Origin of the sequence: Aliivibrio fischeri ATCC 7744 = JCM 18803 = DSM 507, from assembly GCF_023983475.1 — a bacterium.
Classification (GTDB): domain Bacteria; phylum Pseudomonadota; class Gammaproteobacteria; order Enterobacterales; family Vibrionaceae; genus Aliivibrio; species Aliivibrio fischeri.
Genome location: NZ_CP092712.1, coordinates 1,386,579 through 1,403,624, shown reverse-complemented (window position 1 = coordinate 1,403,624; position 17,046 = coordinate 1,386,579). Strand labels below are relative to the sequence as shown.

Here is a 17,046-nt window from a genome sequence, read left to right as displayed (position 1 = left end):
GTAGAAGGAAAATACCACGAACTTTTTATATCTCCAATAATAATGTGACAGAAACACGTATTTTATGACGCTTTATTCGCCACTCGTCCCTGCTGCCACGATCGTAGCATCATAACGGCAGTATAAAGCACCACAAATGCCACAAGCCAAGCCAGCATATCCACATCCAATGACTTCACAATAAAGGCAGCAATTAATACCCCTATCGGACCGGTTATCGCCACCACAAGCGCCCCTCTTGAATTCACCGCTTTTTGCTTAATAAAGCCACCAGCAGAAAAGAAACACAAGAAAGCACATGAACACATCATGATAGGAAATGCCGCCAATGGATTCATGCCTAATAGATAAATCATGGTCATACACGGCGCGTATAAACCAATCCCTACTGTCATTAATGCACCAAAAATAAAGTTACCAATAATACCGATAACCAATTTTTCGCCAGTTAATCCCAACGCTTCCCCACCTAGTGGAAATAAATCTAAGCGTCCAGCAAACATCAGCAATGCAACAACGAGTAAAGCGCCAGCCATAATCAAACGGATCAATTGGCGATCAAAATTTGATACCAATCGAGCACCAACGGTTGCGCCAACACATGCAGCAATAATTAAACTCAATAGCGTCGTTAAATCCACATTAACAGCGGTAAGAAAAATCAATGCTTGAAAAACCGTTGCCATGGTTGCTTGAGCATTCAAGGTGCCAGGTAATACTTTGTCATCAATTAAATTAAACTGCTTATAACCAGCCGTTTTAATGGCAAAACTTCCGACACCAAGAGTGTCACAAAAGTTTGCAAAACCACCAATTAGACCAACTGCCCATATATTAGTGTCTTTTTCTGAGTCCTTTTTCTTAAGCCATAATGATACAAGCATAAAAAGGAACGTTAGGCCTCCAATAATAAGGCCAATCTGTAAGAATAATAAAACTGTCATCAATACATCACACAGTTGAAACAAAGCTGAGAATAGTAATTCAGATTAATAAGAAAAACCAGAGCAGCCCTTGTATGGCAAAGGCTTACTCCATTTCCTCAATAACAATTAATCCATATTATTTACATTTGATGACATTCAAATAGATTAGATCAATACATATGATAATCATCCACTTGAAATATGTCTCACTCATGTTTTTTTATCGTTATTTATAGAATGGTTTGATCTGTTTATTTACAAAATAGTGATAAGTTTGTTAGTTAAATTAATAAACAAAAAGATTTGATGATGAAAAAGAAACTTTTATGCATATCTGTGCTATTTGCCGCTTCCTTCACAGCTCACGCAGATCGCTTAGATGAAATCCAAGAAGCCGGAATTATTCGAGTCGGTACAACGGGTGACTATAAGCCCTTCTCTTCTTTCGATGGTAAGCAATTTTCTGGTTATGATATTGATGTTGCTAAATACATAGCAGAACAGCTAGATGTAAAACTAGAGTTAGTTCAAACCTCATGGAAAAACCTCATTCCCGATCTTAATGCTGACAAATACGACATCGCAATGGGCGGCATCACACGTAAAATACAGCGTCAGCTGCATGCTGAACAAAGCCAAGGCTACATGACGTTTGGTAAATGCTTCCTTGTTGCAAAAGGAAAAGCTGAAACTTATAACACCATCGATAAAGTCAACAAATCAAGCACTCGTTTAGGTATTAACATTGGTGGTACTAACGAGATATTTGCTGATACTCATCTACAAAGTGCAACGTTCACACGTTATAAAAATAACCTTGATGTTCCTCAAGCCGTTGCGACAGGAAAAGTTGACGTAATGGTAACCGAAACACCAGAAGCACTTTACTATCAAGCAACAGATAAGCGATTAGAAGCGGCTCGCTGTGACGACCCATTCACAAAAAGCCAATTTGGTTATTTAGTACCTAAAGGCGAGCAAGAATTGCTAAATGCGGTTAACTTCATTATGGATGAAATGAAGCTAAAAGGCGCAGATAAAGAATTAATGAAGAAAAATGCCTTGTTATAAAATAAGCAGTTAACGATATTTTGTATCTAATCACTTGCTATTTTATTCATTCACACCCAAAATAACACTGTACTTATATACAGTGTTATTTTATGAATGTAATTCCTCTTCACGCCAGTGCTGGTATTAGTGGCTTTGAAAGCCCTGCTGCTGAATATTCTCAGCTTTCTTTTGATCTCGATGAATTATTAATTGAGCACCCAAGTTCAACCTTTATTGGACGTGCCAGTGGTGATTCAATGCAAGGGGTTGGCATTTTTGATGGTGATTTACTCATTGTCGATCGCTATGTAACAATACAAAGCAATGATGTTATTGTCGCTAATTTTAATGGTGAATTCGTCTGTAAAATACTGGATACACAACGTCGTTTATTAGTTTCAGCCAATGAAAGATATCAAACCGTTCCCATTAATGATTACGATACCTTCACCATTGAGGGCGTTGTTACTCGCTCTATTCGCTGCCACCGTCCAAGTTATTTACTGAGCCAATCATAATGTTTGCTCTGGTTGATGCTAACTCTTTTTATTGCAGTGCAGAGCAAGTCTTTCGTCCTGAATGGCGTAACCGCCCTATTATTGTGTTATCCAATAACGATGGCATGATTGTCGCAGCCAATCGCCAAGCGACAGAAGCAGGTATACCTAAATTTAAACCTTACTTTCAAATAAAAAAACAATGTGAAGAAAAAGGCGTTATTGCTCTATCGTCTAATTATGAATTGTATTCTGATTTGTCGTCTAAAATGATGGAAGTAATTGGACGCTTTGCGCCAGAGCAACATATTTATTCCATTGATGAATCCTTTCTCTCTTTTAAACGTAGCTTTCCCGCAATACCTTGTTTACGTTCACATGCAAATCAACTACGTAAAGCCGTATGGAAAGAGTGTCGATTACCGGTTTGTGTCGGTATGGGAACCACATTAACCTTGGCTAAGGTAGCAAACCATGCAGCCAAAAAGTTCGCAGGCTATCATGGTGTTTGTGTATTGGATAATGAACAAGAACGTTTAAATGCACTCCACCTTTTATCTGTTGAAGAAGTATGGGGGATCGGTCGAAAACTCTCTGAACGTATGCATCAAATGGGTATTCATACAGCACTCCAACTGACCAATATGCCAATCGGCTTAGTGAGAAAAAACTTCAACGTTGAAGTTGAACGTATTGTATTAGAGTTAAATGGAACACCATGTAAATCATGGGATATTGCTCGTGCAGATAAAAAACAAATATTTTCAACTCGCAGTATGGGAAACCGCATTACCGATCTTGATGCATTACAACAAGCGTTAGCAAAACATGCAGCTATTGCTTCACAGAAAGCCAGAAAACAAGGTTCATTATGTAAAACATTACTTTGCTTTGCTTCAAACTCTCCTCATGATGATAAACCAGTCAATGGACGTGCAACTCACCATTTTGCTTACCCAACAGCCGATGTAAATCATATCACCTCAGTGGTCACACACATCGCTAAAGAGTTGTTTCATCCAGATGTTCGCTATTATAAAGTAGGTGTTGGTTTATTAGATTTACTTGATGGAAGACATGAGCAATTCGATTTATTAAACCCAGCCCCAAACAATAATCAGTTAATGACTATTTTTGATAAAATCAATCATAAATACGGTACAGACACCCTATTTCTTGGCGCTCAAGGGATAAATACCCAATGGGGAATGAAACGAGAAATGCTCACCCCGCAATACACTACCAAATGGAAAGACATTCCTAAAATTCGATGTTAATACCAATTATTCTCACTATTTTCATAGATAATTGTGTGAATTAATATACTATCCAAAAATGAGTTCCAGCTCCCAGATTGGGAGAATGAATTTCGTCAAAGTAGACACCTTTATATTTCCTTCCTAGCTGTATGGTGAAGAGCATCCTCTCTTCCCTTTTTTAAGGACAAACTATGCTTGATAAAAGCAATCCTATTGAACGCCGAATGCAGATCACGACATTAGCGTGGCCGATTCTGGTGGAAATTTTACTGCGTACAGCCATTAGTACCAGTGATGTATTCATGCTTAGTGGCTACTCTGATCTGGCAGTATCTGCTATTGGGGTTATCTCTCAAATCATTTTCTTTTTAATGATCATTTCAATGATGGTGAGTACCGGTACTGGCATTCTTATTGGTCAATACAACGGCTCTGGACGAACTCAACAATCAACCGATGTTGCAGTAGCCAGTGTTGTGCTTGGTGGGGTATTAGGACTTGGCCTCAGTTTATTTGCCTTTTTTGCCGCAAATCCTATTGTCATCATGTATGGACTAGAAAGTGACGTTGCAACTTTTGCCTACGATTATTTGATTATTACAGGCTCTTTCACGTTAACCGTAACTCTTGGTATCGTCTTCTCTACCATATTACGCAGTAATGGATACTCTCGTACACCAATGATAGTGAATCTTCTCACTGGTGGACTTAATATATTTGGTAACTACTGTGCTTTATATCAACCTTTTGGATTGCCTGTTTATGGTGTTCAGGGTGTGGCTGTTGCGACTGCGTTTAGCCAAGTCATTAATACGATTATTTTATGGATAATGACCCATAGAAAACACATTGCGCTGCCAATGATGAGCTTTAAAAAAATACCTCAAACAACCTATAAAAAGATCATGCATATTGGGGTAATGAATGCAGGTGAAATGCTCTCATATAACTTGTCACAAATGGTCATTATTTACTTAGTAGTAAGAATGGGTACCGCTTCGTTAACCGCTTTTACTTACGCCCAAAATATTGCTCGAGTCTCTTTTGCTTTTGCATTAGCCGTCGGTCAAGCAAGCCAAATACAAACCAGCTATTACGTAGGAAAGAAATGGATTGAACAGATTCTTACACGAGTTCAGCTCTACTTCTTAGTCTCTTTTGCTGTCTCTGTTGCCCTTACTTGTATCGTCTTTTTCTTCCGTTATGAGTTACTCGATATATTCACACAAGATCCAGAGGTCATAACTTTAACTGCAGGATTAATTGCAGGCTCTATTTTAGTGGAAGCTGGACGGGTATTTAACCTTGTCTTTATATCCGCACTTAAAGGGGCTGGTGATATTAAATTTCCAGTTCAATTAGGGATATTAAGTATGTGGGGAGTGGCGGTTAGCTTAACTTATCTACTCGGCGTTCAATTTGGATTTGGTGTACTTGGCGCATGGCTCGCACTTGCAGCAGATGAATGGGTTCGTGGAATAATCATGGCTCGCCGTTGGCGCTCTAAAGTATGGACTAAGTTTAATCTTATCTAATACCAATCGTAGTAAACAAAAATGGGCAAAAGTAAATACCTTTGCCCATCTTCTTAGTAAGCTCGGTTATCCTGAGTAAATGACAAATCCATCGCTTGAGGTCGGATCCATGATTTATATCCGCACTCTACTCTTAAAGAACTTACTATGTCTTTTGCATTTTCATAGGTAGTAAAGTCAGTCACTAAATAATACGTATCTTCTATTTTATATAGTGTCAGCATATTACTACTGCATACTTTGAAATTTAGATCAGGCATAGATGAGAAAGCATAAGCTTGAACTCGATACATCTCATCTTTGTTGCTCTCAGCTTCTTTTTCAAACAATTCACGACCAAAAGAAGTACCGCTAAAAAGTACACCTACTAACAATAAATACTTAAACACCCTATTTATCCGACAATCGATTTAAGGTCGAATAATAAGGGAATCGATCGTCTCATTCTATCCAAAATATGAGAATCTTTTAAAGCCTGACTCAACATCTAAAAATCAGGCTTTTTGTATAAAACTAATCCATCAAACTTTTGGATTTTATCGCTTTTTTAGATAGTTCTTTTGCAAAATCGGCGATATCTGATTCAAACGCTTCAACACTTTGTCGAATATCATCTAATTGAATCGTCTTCATCTGGCGCTGCTCCATGACCACTTTGCCATTTACAATCGTTGTATCCACGTTACTTGGGTTGGCTTGATAAACCAATGTTGCGTATGGATCATAACTTGGCATCATGTTCGCTGATTGAGTTTCAACAATAATGATATCAGCTTTCTTTCCGACTTCTAAAGAACCGATCTCATCTTCCATATGCAATGCTTTTGCACCACCAATGGTTGCCATTTCAATCACTTGTTCCGGGATCATTATGGTTCTGTCTGAGTTTTTTAAGCGCTGCATATTTGCGGCATAACTTAAGGTTCGCCATAAATCCACTTGGTTTGAGCTCATTGGTCCATCCGTTCCTAAACCAACTCGCATATCCGCACGAAACATATCCCAAGCCGGAGCAATGCCTGTTGCCCCTTTCGCATTCGCCATTGGGTTATAAACCACTCCCGCATCCGCTTGTTTTAATAACGCTTGATCATGTTGAGACAAATGAATGCCATGAGCAATCACCATACGCTCGTCCAGTACACCAATCTCTTCTAGATACTCAACAGGAGATGTCACTTTCGTTGGATCTTTAATTCTTGCCTCTTCATTTGGAAACTCAGCAACATGGATTAAAACAGGTACATCGTAATCTTCTGAAAGCTGATTGATCTCTTGAAGCTTTTCTTTACTTACCGTATATACGGCATGAGGCGCATAAGCTGGCGTAATTAACGGATCGTTTTGATACTCTTCAATAAATGACTTCGCATATTGAATTCCACCATATGGTTGTTTTGCATCCACCACAGGGAACTTAATAACCGTTTCACCTAATACAGCTCTTAACCCAACCTCTTTGGTCGCTTTAGCCATTTCATCCATGTGATAATACATATCGGCATAAGTCGTAACGCCGCTCTGGGCTAAATCGATAGCACCGAGCTTAGTGGCATTATAAATCAACTCACGGCTTAACTTTTGCGCTTCTAATGGAAAAAAGTAAGCAAATAAACGATTAGAAATGCCTTCTTCACCTAAACCACGAAATGCGATCATCGGAAGATGGTTGTGAGCGTTAATCATTCCTGGCATCACAATGCCGTCATTAGCATCAATACTTCTTGGTGCATAATATTGCTCTAGTAGTTTTTCGTCACCAACAGCAATAATTTTATCGTTTTTAACCACCACAACGCCATCATCAATCACTTCCATATCAGCGTTGACGGTTAATACTTGTCCGTTATTGATGATCAAATCTGCATTATATTCTTGTTGTTTTGCCATTGTTCCACAACCAGATAGCAAGACGGCGCTAATACTCAATACCAAGCTTTTAAGCTTCATTCCTAAACCTTAATCATGCCCCCGAAAATAAAAAAAGAAGCATTGGGGAAAATGCTTCTTCTTAATTAATTTAATTGATAAATATAACGATTACGAGATGATTCTGCCCACCAAAAGATAAGATTGTGGGATAGGTCTCTCTATCGACTACTCTTTTACTTGAGAGCGGCGCTTTTGGATCTGTCCCATAATAAATTTAATGATAATTGGGAACAAACCAAGTAAAGCGAGTGAGCCTAAAATTTGTGGTGAAATTAGTCCAGACAACGAGGTTATTTCTGAGAGTTGCGTACCTGCATTTAAGTACACCATCGTCCCCGGTAACATACCTAGCTGACTAAACAGATAAAAGCGACCTACCGATATTTTGGTTAACCCCATAAGTAAGTTAATTAAGAAAAACGGAAACACAGGGATCAAGCGTAATGTCAGCAAATAGAATGCGCCATCTTTTTCCACACCGTCATTAATTGCTACCAGCTTATCTTTAAACTTACTATCAACCCACTCTCTTAACAAATAACGGCTGCTTAAAAACGCAATGGTTGCTCCAATGGTACTGGCAAACGACACCAGTAGTAAACTCCACCAAAAACCAAACAATGCAGCGCCAAGCAAAGTCACAACCGCTGCACCAGGAATAGACAACGCCGTAATAACAACATAAGAGATAAAGTAAACGGCACTGTATACAAACAAATTGGCTTGTATGTCATTTTGCACGTTTTGATGGAATACTTTCACCTGCTCAAGTGTCAATAAATGCCCGAAATTGACATACACAGCAGCAAATGACGCAAGAAGAATAAGTAGTAAAATCAGTTTTTTATTCATATTAATGCCCCGCTTTCACATCAGTGTTCATCTGTTTAGATAAATCATCAAAGCCACCAACGTATTTACCATCCAACCAAATTTGAGGCACTGTCACAGGCGTTTTCTCACCAATAATGGCTTTAACCTCTGGGATCATTCGATATAGAGCCGCACTGTCTTTCACCACATCGTGATAAGTATATTCAACTCCGGCCTCATCCAGCGCCGCTTTTGCTTTAATACAATAAGGACATGTTGCTTTACCAAATACTACATTGCCCTTGATATCATCACGCTTAGCAACTTGAGCTATAACCGCTTGAACCAAAACACCACGATTTAACGCTTCACCTTGGCTTATCACTTTATCTTCAACAATGATAATCGGTGCGTGCCACGCTTTAAGTTTTAAAGGCTCCCACCAGTAAGACAGCCAATCTTTCACTTCAAGCTCAATAGGAATACCATCAAGCTCAGTGTTAAATGTATCTTCAAGAATGTCTTTCGTTAAGGTGCACTCTCCACACGGGATATTGACTTTAAATGGACCCCAACTGCCTGCCCAACGATATAATGTGATTTTTACAGGTTTCATTGCGACTTCCCCTATCAGCAAACTGATTTATTAAAATTAAACTGAACCGTTTAGTTTAATTTAGTTGAATTTCAATTTAAGTCAACCTTTATGATTAATATTATCGCTACACGATATAAGTATATGCTAAGAAAATGGTTTTGAGGTGTAAGTAATATGGCTTACTTAATTAGGAGTTATAAATAGTTAGAGAGTTCAATCAAATTACCGTCGGGATCTCGTAAATAGACTGAGATAATCTTGCCCATCGCACCTGTTCGTTGAATTGGACCATCAATGATAGTCACGCCTTGTGATTCAATATGGCTTTGAACTTCATTAATAGGCGTATGAGTAATAAAACACAGATCCGCACTGCCGCTTTTAACCTGTGCAGCTTTAGGTTCAAACTCATTTCCCAATTGATGAAGGTTTATCTTTTGCTCACCAAAAGTAAGGGCGACCCTGCCCTCACCAAAGGTAACGATATCCATTCCGAGCACGTTTGAATAAAACTGACTCGTCACTTCAATGCTGTTAACCGTTAAAACAAGATGATCTAAACGTGCAACTTTCATGATTCATTCCCTATGAAACAAAAACGTAAAACATTATTCAGATTTAAAGATAATACCTAAAAACATTTGGTGAGCGAGTTCAATCAGCTCTGCATCTTTTGTTAGCTGTAACGATGCCAATAGCCCGTTATAAACTAACCCTGCTTTTTTGGCCTTCAATTCTGCATCTTTAATATCGTGTCTTTTAAATAACTCGATTAATAACTCTTGTGTGCGTTGTTTGTATTGCGCACTTACCTCAGTAATTCCTTGATCTTCACTGCTGTATTCACTGTATGCCAATTGAAAATAACAGCCATTAAATGATTCAATATCAATACACCCAGCAAGGCCTTCAAAACGAAGCGCAATTTTTTCTTCTAATGTCAGTTCTATATTTTCAAATAAAGCCTGAACATAAGAAAGAGATTGTTGGCTAAACAGCTCTAATGCATTAGCAATTAAGTTCTCTTTAGATTGAAAATATTTATAAATGGTCGCTTTAGATAACCCCGTCGCCGCGGTAATTTTATCCATACTCGTACCATGAAAACCATGTAATGCGCACAGCTCTATTGTCTTTTTAAGTGCGTTTACTCTTTTTTCTTCTTTCATACATCACTCTCCATTAATGCTGTGATTTTAGCAAAATAAACTGTTTAGTTCAAAAATTGATTGACAGTATCAAAATAAACGATAAATTAAACTAAACAGTTTAGTTTATTAATCAGGAGATAAAAATGAATACTCAAACTTGTAAAGCCATCTCAGAAGAAACGTCATTAGGTTATAAAGTTGGGGTCTTTGGTGTCGTACTTACCCTACTTTGGATAGGTATTTTTAAATTTACCCCAACAGAAGCGGCAGCTATCGAACCATTAGTTGCAAACCACCCTTTAATGGGCTGGATATACGGATTTATGTCAGTACAAATGGTATCAAATATCATTGGATTGACTGAAATTGTAATTGCAATAGGACTTATCGCTGGCTTCTTTAATCCTAAAATTGGTTACTATTCAGGGATCCTTGCTTTACTTACTTTTATTGCAACACTTAGCTTTTTAGCAACTACACCAAATACATGGAAAGTCGTTGATGGCGTATTAACAACCAACTTCTTTTTACTTAAAGATATTGTGTTTATCTCTGTATCACTACTTGTGATTGAGCATAATAAACCACACCTATTATAGATAACCTATTATAGATAAAAAATAGCCTGCTCAATCTTCATTAAGCAGGCTGTTCTTTTTTGATGTTAAACAGAGATCACCCTTGCATGTGTAAGCTCTACTTAAGACCAATCTCCATTAAGAGTGCTTTGGAATTGCGCGCGGTTTTCCGTTTGAGTCAATTGCTACGTAATTAAAGGTTGCTTCACACACTTGGAAACGGTGACTTACTTCGTCCTCTTTAATTGGTTTAACCCACACTTCCAAATCTATCGACATTGACGTTCGTCCTACTTTTGCACATTCACCATAGCAACAAACCACATCACCCACTTTCACTGGTTTTTTAAACGTAATACTAGACACTGAAACCGTTACAATACGTCCACCAGAGATTTCTTGAGCTAAAATTGCACCAGCTAAATCAAGCTGAGACATAATCCAACCACCAAAAATATCGCCATTAGCATTAGTATCTGCTGGCATAGAAAGAGTTCGAAGAAGTAGCTGCCCTTTTGGTGTTTGGTTAGTGTTTAATTCAGTTCTCAAAATGATTCTCCATACAAAATAATTCTGTGAAAGATATCACATTTTTAAACTATCGTCAGAGGTATTCACTCTAATAAAAGATTTATCCTCACGATGAATTCAATAGTAGTCACCTTACTCTTAAATCTCTTAATAATTAAATATACAAAATGTTTTGTATTATCATTTTTTAATTACTTTTACATTCATTAAGTTAAGTAATTTATACCTAGCATTCATTTCACTTATAAAATACTATTCACTAAAAGGCACTTATAAATAATAGCCTTAATGTAGCATGTCGATAATAACGCTGTTTGATTACAAAGCAGTACATATATTTATATTAATTAAAATAGAATTGTATATTATGAAACATATCTTAACTGCTTTGCTTGCTTTATCTTTATTTGGGTGTGGTGGTGACAGCTCCTCCGACAATAAAGCCGTAGTTAATCATGTAACAACACCAGAAAAAAACGTAAATCTTGATGGCATCAGTTTAAAGTCAATTATTTACCCAGATAAAATAAATGATTACTCTAACCAAGATCACTTAAAAGTCGTCTTTTCCACAGATAATATTACTGATGGTTCAGAAACCATATCTTGCAATTGGACGATAGATAACATTACTGTTTCAAATGATTGTGAATATCAGTTGAAAGAAAATGAACACCTTTCTCCTATTGTTGTATCTGCTCAACTTAATTATAAAGAACAAGTAACTGAGCCATTCGTAAAAACATTTACTAAGGCATTTCCTATTCAACAAGTAGAAAATAGTTATAGTAAAGTGACTCTGCTTAATACTGGTCAAGTTATAGAATGGAACCATATTCTTGATGGAGAATACGCTTATCAAGCAGAAAGACGCTTTGAAAAAATCCCATCAATGGATAATCATCAGTTTATCGCCATCTATGCGCATGCTAATGCCTTCTCTGGTATAAAAAATAATGGTGACTTCTACCTTTGGGGTCCAAAAATAAAAGATAATGTTGATTTAATTGATGCTATCAACGCTGAAGGAGTTAAAAAAGTCACTTCTGCAAATAACTATTTTTCAATATTAACCAATACAGGCAATGTTTATATTATTGGTAGCACTAAAGGCACAACTAAAAAGTTAACTATCGATAATGGTATTGATATGTTAACAAGTGAAAGCAGTACTATTATTCAAACTGAAGAAGACAAAGCTTGCTTAATTGAAGATAGCGGAAAAATATCATGCAGTGATATACAAGGCGATATAAAGAATCTTGTAGAGCTAAAATACGATTATAAAGGTAACTACGCGCTTTTAACTGATCAAGGCAATCTATATCGATGGGGAAAACTAGCAAAAGCACAAGGCGAATTAGTTAGCCAAAATGTAGAGACTATTATTGCAAATGATAGTGCTTTTGCTTTTCTTAAACTAGATGGAACCGTTGGTGCTTGGGGAAGCAGAACTCAAGGTGGTGAATTCATCTATGATTATTATAGTTTTGAGCAAACTTACTTTAAAGCCAGTAAGAAATGTGTACCTGTAAAAAATGATGAACCAAACTATGACTCAAGCGATATATATGATCCTGACTATGAACCGGCTTATGATCCAGTATGTGGCCGAGGTTATGAGCAAGTGTCTATTCCTGCGTATTATTCACCAGAAAAAAAACACTCTGAGCATAAATTAGATACTGAACTGACCAATGTTAAAAAAATCGTTGGCGCGTCTGGTTCTTTTGCGGCCTTAACTCTTGATGGTGATGTTATTACATGGGGAACTATCTTCAGTGGAGGTAATATTTACTCAGATAAAGTTAACCATGCAAATGATTTAACCAATATCGTAGATATAAAAACAAACACAAACGGGTATTCAACCATACGACAAGATGGTGATATTACTTCATGGCAAGGAATATGGGATATTGCAGCCGAGATACAATTTGGTGAATATATTAAATATTATTATTATGACCAAAATAGACCGAGCCATGTAGGGTTCTCTGATGCATTTATCAAAGCATCTCCAGATAGTGTTACCTCTTTCACATCAAATGAAGGCGCTTATTTATTAACAGAAAAAGCAAAGCGAGAATCCTCTCCCCACTTCATCCTTAACTCATGGGGATTTAAAGAGCTTGGTGCTGGTTTAACAAATATAAAATTACCTGGAAAAGTTGATAAAGTATTCCCACATAAAACGGGCTTTACTATTTATACTGACCAAGGGCATATTTATAACATTGATGTACCCAATGAGATCGCCGTGCTTAAAAAGGTAGAGACGACGATTTAAGAGATAAGAAACAAATGCATGGATATGGTCTTTATATTGACCATATCCATTTTTACAATGACTTTTTTAAAACAGCAGTGAATCACCTTGCTCTGGAAAAATAAAGTTTACACCTAGATTATTTGCTTCTGCTAACTGCTTTTGGATGATAATTTTAGGATCTTCACTGTTCTTTAAGCTGTATTTGATGTGACTGATGGCTACATCTAGATCATTTAAAGAGCCTTTACCATTCATTCCTTCAAGCACTCTTAATTCTTTAACTAACCAGTTTGGCGTTAAATGTCCAAATAAAGATTTATCTGGAGTTTCGTTGGTAAAAGAAACTTCAATAATAATCCCCTTTAACCTCCCTTGTTTTACAAAAGGAGCTAAAGCAGACCACGCGGTTTTCATTGCCGAACTTTTCTCTACTTCATCAGGTCCTGTATCACCAAAATAAGCAAATACATCCCCTTCACTGTCTTTTAGAATAAAGACCGTAGATTGCCCACCAGAATGAGATAAAGGCAATGACATCACACTCATTGTTGTTTCAGCTACCGGACTCCAAGCACCCGGTTGAAGATCCACGTAATTGTATTTGCTCAGTTTAAAGCCTTCACCTTTGTTACCAAAATTAGGCCATGCTGACCAATTAAAGTAATTCTTCATGAGATCTTTATTTGTCGCTGCTAATCCATATATCGGTTTTTTACTGTCATCAGGAGAAGAGATAACTAAACCGGCAACATGGTCTAAATGAGCATGGCTGATAAAGTAACCCTTAATCTTATCCTTTAATAGGTAACCTACTTTAGTATAAGGAGAACTGTCTGGCACAGTAATATCTTTAAACGCTCCTTTCTGCTCTGAAACAATTAATCCATTAACAACAGAGCCTGCATCAAGCATAACAAAATTAGAATCCGCCTCACTTTTAATTAAAAAAGCCGTTAAATTACCATCTTGGATCCCACCTTTACTTCCTAACGTAACGGTATCAAAACTCCCAGATTGAGCCGAAAAAGAAAAAACAGACAAACACGTAAATAACACTGCTAATTTATTTTTAAACATATCCAACCTTAAATAATACTGCACACCCTTGTGCTCAATCAGATAATACAATGAGATAAATGAATGATGTATTAAATATTTAAGACTATTGATAGGAAGGTAATTATAAGCGGTATGCTCCACAGAATTTGATAGTTCTAACATCTTTATCGAAAAATCCGCGCTACACTCCGACTTAATGTTAATCACCATAAGTAGTAATCATGGCGACAATCAGTGACGTTGCAAAGTTAGCAAGAGTTTCTACCGCTACCGTTTCCCGCGTAATCAATAATTCCGCTTATGTTGAACCAGTGACTCTTGAGCGAGTACAAAGTGCCATTCGTAAACTCAACTATCAACGAGATGCAAGAGCCAGCGCCTTAGCTAAAAAAACAAATAATACCCTCGGATTATTAACCGGCAACCTAGCAGATCCTTTCTTTGCCCTAATAGCCAAACACGTGGAAGAAGTCGCACGTACACATAAATGCCAATTAGTCGTGGTAAGCGGAGGTCATGATGCACAGCGAGAAAAAGAGGGGTTGGATTTTTTGATAAGCCAAGGATGTGAAGCCATGGTGGTTCACGCAAAAATGCTAGATGATGCCACCCTATTACGATACAGCGCTCAACTCCCTTCGATGGTATTGCTCAACCGTACCATTCCACAAATATCCAACCGTTCTGTCTATATTGATAATAGAGCAGGAGCTAAAGAATCTGTGGCTCATTTGATTTCACAAGGTCACCGCAAGATCGCCTGTGTCACCAGTAATCTTCCTATTGAAGACAGAACAGAGCGCCTTAACGGTTACCGCGATGCCATGGCAGAAGCCAACATTACTATTGAACCAAACTGGATAATAAATCAGAACTTTAGCGAACAAGGTGGAGAACTGGCTGGTGAACAATTATTGGCTCAATGCCCAGAAGTCACAGCTGTGGTTACCTTTAACGATGTAATGGCCGCAGGTTTAATGGCTAATTTACATGAAAACAATATTCGTGTACCTGACGATATTTCTATTATTGGGTTTGACGATGTTTTATTGGCTCGATACCTCTACCCACGCTTAACCACAATGCACAACCCTATTGATGAAATGTCGAGCTATGCTGCTGATTTAGCATTAAAAATAAAAAACACTGGCTATGTTCCACCATCTAATCATCGCTTTAATGCCAGCTTGATCGAGCGACAAACCGTTATACCTTTTTCAGATAAACAAGCCCTAAAAGTGTGATGAACATCTTAGGTAATAACTCCATGTAAGCGCTTACATAGGTGCGTTACCTGTATCTCATATTCTAATTAATAGAACTCTTATTATGACCTCATAAAAACAAAACAACCCTACATCTGTTTACGAGGAATACAAAATGACACAATCAAAGCCTCTTCCATCCTTTGCATTAGCGATAGCACCTATCGCTGTAATGTTTGGTCTACTTGCTATTGGATACGGCCTATTTGGTCTACAAATTGAAGCACTACTGCTTACTTCAGCAACCTTCACTGGTTTTATCGCATACAAAATGGGATACAACTGGGATGAAATAATGAATGCTATTGTTGAGAAATTGGCGAAAGCAATGCCAGTTATCTTAATTTTAGTCTCGGTTGGTGGCTTAATCGCAAGTTGGATGATCAGTGGTACTATCCCCTACATGGTTTATTGGGGATTAAAAGTTATTAGCCCTCAATATATTTTAATCGCTGCTTTCTTTGTTACCAGTGTGGTTTCTGTGTGTACTGGTACATCATGGGGATCTGCAGGAACAGTAGGTGTTGCGTTAATGGGTGTAGCAGCAGGTCTTGACGTATCCTTGGCCGCCGCTGCTGGTGCGGTGGTTTCTGGTGCTTACTTTGGTGATAAAATATCCCCTCTTTCTGATTCAACAAACTTTGCCCCTATTGTTTCTGGCACTACATTATACGAACACATCCAACACATGCTTTATACAACGCTGCCAGGCTTTGTTATCGCTTCTGTTGTCTTCTTCTTCGCTGGCCAATATGGTGATATTGCGAATGTAAGCGAGCCTCAAAAAGTATTAGATATTCTTGCAGGGTTAGAAAGCCTATATAACCTTAATATCCTATTAATCGTACCACCAATCATGATCTTATGGGGTGCATTAACTAAAAAACCAGTACTTCCTCTTATGCTTGCAGCCTCTGCTCTTGCTCTACTTATCGGTGTATTTCTACAAGGTTTCAGCTTACAACAAGCACTACAAGCGTTTGTTAATGGTTTCAATATCGATATGTTGAACACTAACGGTCACACAACAGATGGTTTAGTTCCAGATATTGCAAAACTGCTTAATCGTGGTGGTCTATTCTCAATGATGAGCACCATTCTTCTTGTATTTTGTGCCTTTGCTTTCGCGGGTATTTTGAGCCTAACAGGTGCATTAAATGTGGTGTTAGGTCGCTTCTTACATCTTATTCACAGCACTGGTCAGTTAATTCTATCAACTGTGATTGCAACCATTACTGTGGTACTCACAACTTCTGATGGCAAACTTGCACTCTTAATCCCAGGTGAATTATTTCAAAACGCTTATCGCAAAATGGGATTAGATACAAAAAACCTTTCAAGAACCATTGAAGATGCCGGCACCATTATCGAACCACTGGTTCCGTGGACTGCAGCAGGTATTTACATGGCAAGCACACTAGGCGTAGCAACGCTTGATTACCTACCATGGGCAATTCAATGTTACACAGGCGTGATTTTCGCCATCATTTATGGTTTCACAGGCTTTGGTATTGCAAAAGTACCAGTAACTCAAGACAACGACTCACTATCTCCAATTGACGTAAAATAAGGCTATC

General features: G+C 37.8%; 17 protein-coding genes. 8 read left to right on the top strand and 9 right to left on the bottom strand.

What is annotated here, in order from left to right; all coding sequences use genetic code 11:
- Positions 1-62 precede the first annotated feature (62 nt).
- Positions 63-944: a sulfite exporter TauE/SafE family protein gene (locus tag AVFI_RS06560; RefSeq protein WP_054775386.1), complete on the bottom strand. Its 882-nt coding sequence runs from the start codon at positions 942-944 to the stop codon at positions 63-65.
- 288 nt (positions 945-1,232) lie between these two features.
- Here AVFI_RS06560 and AVFI_RS06555 point away from each other — a divergent pair, with 288 nt between their 5' ends.
- The 4 genes from AVFI_RS06555 (at position 1,233) to AVFI_RS06540 (ending at position 5,270) form a co-directional block, all read left to right on the top strand.
- Entirely contained in the window at positions 1,233-1,997 is a 765-nt protein-coding gene (locus tag AVFI_RS06555) for a transporter substrate-binding domain-containing protein (RefSeq protein ID WP_054775385.1), read from the top strand.
- Positions 1,998-2,089: 92 nt separating this feature from the next.
- Entirely contained in the window at positions 2,090-2,497 is a 408-nt protein-coding gene (locus AVFI_RS06550; RefSeq protein WP_054775384.1) for a LexA family protein, read from the top strand.
- Entirely contained in the window at positions 2,497-3,753 is a 1,257-nt protein-coding gene (locus AVFI_RS06545) for a Y-family DNA polymerase (protein WP_065640374.1), read from the top strand. The genes AVFI_RS06550 and AVFI_RS06545 overlap by 1 nt, the downstream gene beginning before the upstream one ends.
- A 173-nt stretch (positions 3,754-3,926) precedes the next feature.
- The gene (locus tag AVFI_RS06540) at positions 3,927-5,270 is read left to right on the top strand and encodes an MATE family efflux transporter (protein WP_188863440.1); all 1,344 of its coding nucleotides are present in this window, start codon (positions 3,927-3,929) and stop codon (positions 5,268-5,270) included.
- 53 nt (positions 5,271-5,323) lie between these two features.
- Here AVFI_RS06540 and AVFI_RS06535 read toward each other — a convergent pair whose 3' ends face one another.
- The 6 genes from AVFI_RS06535 to AVFI_RS06510 form a co-directional block, all read right to left on the bottom strand.
- Positions 5,324-5,659, bottom strand: coding sequence for an SPOR domain-containing protein (locus AVFI_RS06535; protein WP_012534283.1), 336 nt, complete (start codon positions 5,657-5,659; stop codon positions 5,324-5,326).
- A gap of 124 nt (positions 5,660-5,783) precedes the next feature.
- Entirely contained in the window at positions 5,784-7,220 is a 1,437-nt protein-coding gene (locus AVFI_RS06530; RefSeq protein WP_155661586.1) for an amidohydrolase, read from the bottom strand.
- Between the two features lie 147 nt (positions 7,221-7,367).
- Complete coding sequence (locus AVFI_RS06525; RefSeq protein ID WP_054775383.1) at positions 7,368-8,054, bottom strand: TVP38/TMEM64 family protein; 687 nt, start codon at positions 8,052-8,054, stop codon at positions 7,368-7,370.
- 1 nt (position 8,055) lies between these two features.
- Positions 8,056-8,631, bottom strand: a complete 576-nt coding sequence (locus tag AVFI_RS06520) for a glutaredoxin family protein (protein ID WP_054775382.1) — start codon at positions 8,629-8,631, stop codon at positions 8,056-8,058.
- Positions 8,632-8,807: 176 nt separating this feature from the next.
- Positions 8,808-9,188: a VOC family protein gene (locus tag AVFI_RS06515; RefSeq protein ID WP_054775381.1), complete on the bottom strand. Its 381-nt coding sequence runs from the start codon at positions 9,186-9,188 to the stop codon at positions 8,808-8,810.
- A gap of 33 nt (positions 9,189-9,221) precedes the next feature.
- A complete protein-coding gene (locus AVFI_RS06510; RefSeq protein WP_065596790.1) occupies positions 9,222-9,782 on the bottom strand; it encodes a TetR family transcriptional regulator in 561 nt (186 codons plus the stop codon).
- A 125-nt stretch (positions 9,783-9,907) separates the two neighbouring features.
- Between AVFI_RS06510 and AVFI_RS06505 the strand changes: the two genes are divergently transcribed.
- Positions 9,908-10,363, top strand: coding sequence for a DUF417 family protein (locus tag AVFI_RS06505; protein WP_054775380.1), 456 nt, complete (start codon positions 9,908-9,910; stop codon positions 10,361-10,363).
- Between the two features lie 117 nt (positions 10,364-10,480).
- On the opposite strand, the gene yciA is transcribed toward AVFI_RS06505, so the two are convergent.
- Complete coding sequence (yciA, locus tag AVFI_RS06500) at positions 10,481-10,828, bottom strand: acyl-CoA thioester hydrolase YciA (protein ID WP_236781477.1); 348 nt, start codon at positions 10,826-10,828, stop codon at positions 10,481-10,483.
- A gap of 412 nt (positions 10,829-11,240) precedes the next feature.
- Here yciA and AVFI_RS06495 point away from each other — a divergent pair, with 412 nt between their 5' ends.
- Positions 11,241-13,163 carry a hypothetical protein gene (locus AVFI_RS06495; protein ID WP_069581724.1) on the top strand — a complete coding sequence of 641 codons (1,923 nt, stop codon included), beginning with the start codon at positions 11,241-11,243 and terminating at the stop codon, positions 13,161-13,163.
- 66 nt (positions 13,164-13,229) lie between these two features.
- Here AVFI_RS06495 and AVFI_RS06490 read toward each other — a convergent pair whose 3' ends face one another.
- Positions 13,230-14,222: an MBL fold metallo-hydrolase gene (locus AVFI_RS06490; protein WP_155661589.1), complete on the bottom strand. Its 993-nt coding sequence runs from the start codon at positions 14,220-14,222 to the stop codon at positions 13,230-13,232.
- Positions 14,223-14,425: 203 nt separating this feature from the next.
- Between AVFI_RS06490 and AVFI_RS06485 the strand changes: the two genes are divergently transcribed.
- Together AVFI_RS06485 and nhaC are read left to right on the top strand one after the other, a co-directional pair.
- Positions 14,426-15,448, top strand: a complete 1,023-nt coding sequence (locus AVFI_RS06485; RefSeq protein ID WP_155661590.1) for a LacI family DNA-binding transcriptional regulator — start codon at positions 14,426-14,428, stop codon at positions 15,446-15,448.
- A gap of 136 nt (positions 15,449-15,584) precedes the next feature.
- Positions 15,585-17,039 carry a Na+/H+ antiporter NhaC gene (gene nhaC, locus AVFI_RS06480; protein WP_155661591.1) on the top strand — a complete coding sequence of 485 codons (1,455 nt, stop codon included), beginning with the start codon at positions 15,585-15,587 and terminating at the stop codon, positions 17,037-17,039.
- Positions 17,040-17,046 lie beyond the last annotated feature (7 nt).